Here is a 2,762-nt window from a genome sequence, read left to right as displayed (position 1 = left end):
GCTACATGACCGAGCGGACGGCCCTGCACGAGATCGCCCACACCATCGGCGTGGGCACCAGCTCGGGCTGGTCCCGCCTCGGCGGCAGCGGCACCTGGRCCGGCCAGTAGTGCTGCCGTCAGGGCAGCTATGAGCGCCTTGCGTGGGTTCATTGAGGATCCTCCTGTGGGGGGCCGTCGAAAGCTTGCGAAACTTCGTACGACGTTCGGGATCTCGGACAGCGGAAGCCAAATCTCTTTACTGGTGGGGAAGTTGACACGCTGTCGACCGCAAGTATCCCGGCGGGAAAGGCGGCGTCAAGAGTTTCCGCAGGGGTCAGTGGAACGACGAGGAGTTGGAGTCGTAACAGGTTCCAGGAGTGTGGCTGTAACAGGTTCCAGGAGTGTGGCTGCTGTGACGAAGCCGGCCCCATCCTGTGAAACCTCGCAGCGCCCGATAACGACTCGCACAAGTCTTCGCAAATCGCTACAACCTTTGGCCCTTTCCCGTGAGTCATGGTGTGCATGACTTCTGGGATATCCCGCCGCGCCAGAGTGCTGGCCGCGGCCGTGGGTACGGGTGTGCTCGTGCCGCTCGTCGCCGCCGCCACGCCCGCAGCCGCCGCCACGCCGGCCGTGAGCTGTACGTCCGCCAAGGCCGGGCTGGCCACCAAGCTGAAGCAGGACATCACCGCCGCCCTCGCGACCCGCAAGGGCACCGTCGCCGTCGGCCTCTACGACCGCAGCACCAACACGACGTGTTCCCTGCGCGCGAGTTCCGCCTACGACTCGGCCAGCGTCGTCAAGGTCACCGTCCTCGCCACGCTGCTGTGGGACGCCAAGAAGCACAACCGGTATCTCACCGACCGCGAGAACACCCTCGCCAAGGCCATGATCACCAAGTCGGACAACGCCGCGACCTCCACCCTGTGGAAGCAGCTCGGCATGACGAAGATCAAGGGCTTCCTCACCGCCGCCGGCATGACCCAGACCAAGCCCGGCGCGAACGGCTACTGGGGCCTGACGCAGATCACCGTCACCGACGAGCAGAAGCTGCTGAAGCTCCTGACCGCCAAGAACGCGGTCCTGAGCGACAACTCCCGCGCCTACGTCCTCAAGCTGATGGGCCAGGTCGTCTCGTCCCAGCGCTGGGGCACGCCGTACGGAGTGCCGTCCGGCGTCACCGTGGCCGTGAAGAACGGCTGGCTGCAACGCGCCACGAACGGCTGGCGGGTGCACAGCGTCGGCGCGTTCAAGGGCGGCGGCCACGACTACATGATCACCGTGCTCACCCACGGCAACAGCACCATGAACTACGGCATCGCGACCATCCAGGCCGTGGCCAAGGTCATCCACAAGGACCTGGCCGCGAGCTGACCGTCCGTCCGCGGAGACCTCGCCGCGCCCTGACCCTTCACCGCGCGGCCTACCCGACGTCACCAGCCCGCCCTACGGTGACGCCCATGCCCCTGAGAACCCATCTCGCCCTCCTCACCGCGGGCCTGGCGGCGGCCACCTGCCTGACCGCCGTCGGCCCCGCCCAGGCGCACACGCAGCACGCCTGCTCGCCGAACGTCTCCATCGACGGCTACTCCGACGCGCTCGACAAGACGACGTACGAGAACACCTACGTCGGCAACTTCTCGGCACTCGCCACGGACCGCGACGGCTCACTGTCCGCCCTCTCCGACCGCTCGTCGCTCTTCCGCCTGGACGCGAGGACGCTGAAGCCCCGGTCGGTGGTCCCGCTCGCAGACGAGACCGGAACCGCACTCGACTCGGAGGGCCTGGCCGTCGACCGCGACGGCACGTATCTCGTCTCCTCCGAGACGGAGCCCTCCGTACGCCGCTACTCCCGCACCGGCAGGCTCCTCGACCGCCTCCCGGTCCCGGACGCCCTGCGCGTGAGCCCCGCGGGCCGCGCCCGGCCCAACGGCACTTTCGAGGGCCTGACCCTGCTCCCCGACGGCCGCACCCTGCTGGCCTCCATGGAGTACGCGCTCTCCGGCGACGACTCGACGATCGTCCGCTTCCAGACCTGGCGCAGGACGCCGCACGGCCACTTCGCCCTCGGCGCGCAGTACGCCTACCGCACGGACCCCGGCCTGGGCGTCCCCGAGGTCCAGGCGACCCCCGACGGCCGCCTCCTGGTCCTGGAGCGGGGCTTCACCCCCGGCGTGGGCAACACGGTCCGCCTCTACCTGGCCGACCCCCGCAAGGCGACGGACACGAGCACGATCGCGACCCTGCCGGCCAACCCCGATACCCGCCTGATCGACAAGACCCTCCTCACCGACCTCTCGACCTGCCCCTCCCTCGGCGCAACGGCCAGACAGCCCCAGCCGAACCCCCTCCTCGACAACATCGAGGCCATGACGATCACGGGCCGCGCGAAGAACACCCTGAAGGTCCTCCTGGCCAGCGACGACAACGAGAACAAGACCCAGACGACCCGCTTCTACGCGCTGCGGGTGAGAACAACGAGCTAGCCCACACGCGGTCGCTCAAGGCGGCACATCGCCGCGATCGAGACGAAGCACGCGTGCCGCCGTCGCCGACTCGGCCAGGGACCATCGCTCCCCCCCCCCCAGAGACGGGAAAGGCCAAACCGACCGACTCGCCGCGGGCGCCCCCGACCGCCCGGACCGACGGACGCCGATGCCCGGCCGCCCGCGGCTGCGCTCCGTGCGGTCGGGCAGCGGCTCGGGGATCCGCCCCCCGGGCGGAGGGGTCGGATCCCCACCGGAAGGCGTACGGGGCGAAGCCCCGGCCGGGGGCACAGGG

At 69.4% G+C, this 2,762-nt stretch carries 2 protein-coding genes; both read left to right on the top strand.

Annotated features, from left to right (window positions below; translation table 11 throughout):
• Nucleotides 1–503: 503 nt before the first annotated feature.
• Nucleotides 504–1,355 (top strand): serine hydrolase, encoded by an 852-nt coding sequence (locus CA983_RS42470; RefSeq protein WP_086605967.1) that lies wholly within the window; start codon nt 504–506, stop codon nt 1,353–1,355.
• Between the two features lie 86 nt (nt 1,356–1,441).
• Complete coding sequence (locus CA983_RS42465; protein ID WP_086605966.1) at nt 1,442–2,467, top strand: esterase-like activity of phytase family protein; 1,026 nt, start codon at nt 1,442–1,444, stop codon at nt 2,465–2,467.
• Nucleotides 2,468–2,762 lie beyond the last annotated feature (295 nt).

The organism is Streptomyces swartbergensis (genome assembly GCF_002148965.1).
GTDB classification, from domain to species: Bacteria; Actinomycetota; Actinomycetes; order Streptomycetales; family Streptomycetaceae; genus Streptomyces; species Streptomyces swartbergensis.
This window is presented reverse-complemented; position numbering and strand designations above follow the sequence as displayed.

Coding starts and splice junctions, on each gene's coding strand:
- CA983_RS42465 (WP_086605966.1), top strand. CDS start 1,442: ATGCCCCTGAGAACCCATCTCGCCCTCCTCACCGCGGGCCTGGCGGCG.
- CA983_RS42470 (WP_086605967.1), top strand. CDS start 504: ATGACTTCTGGGATATCCCGCCGCGCCAGAGTGCTGGCCGCGGCCGTG.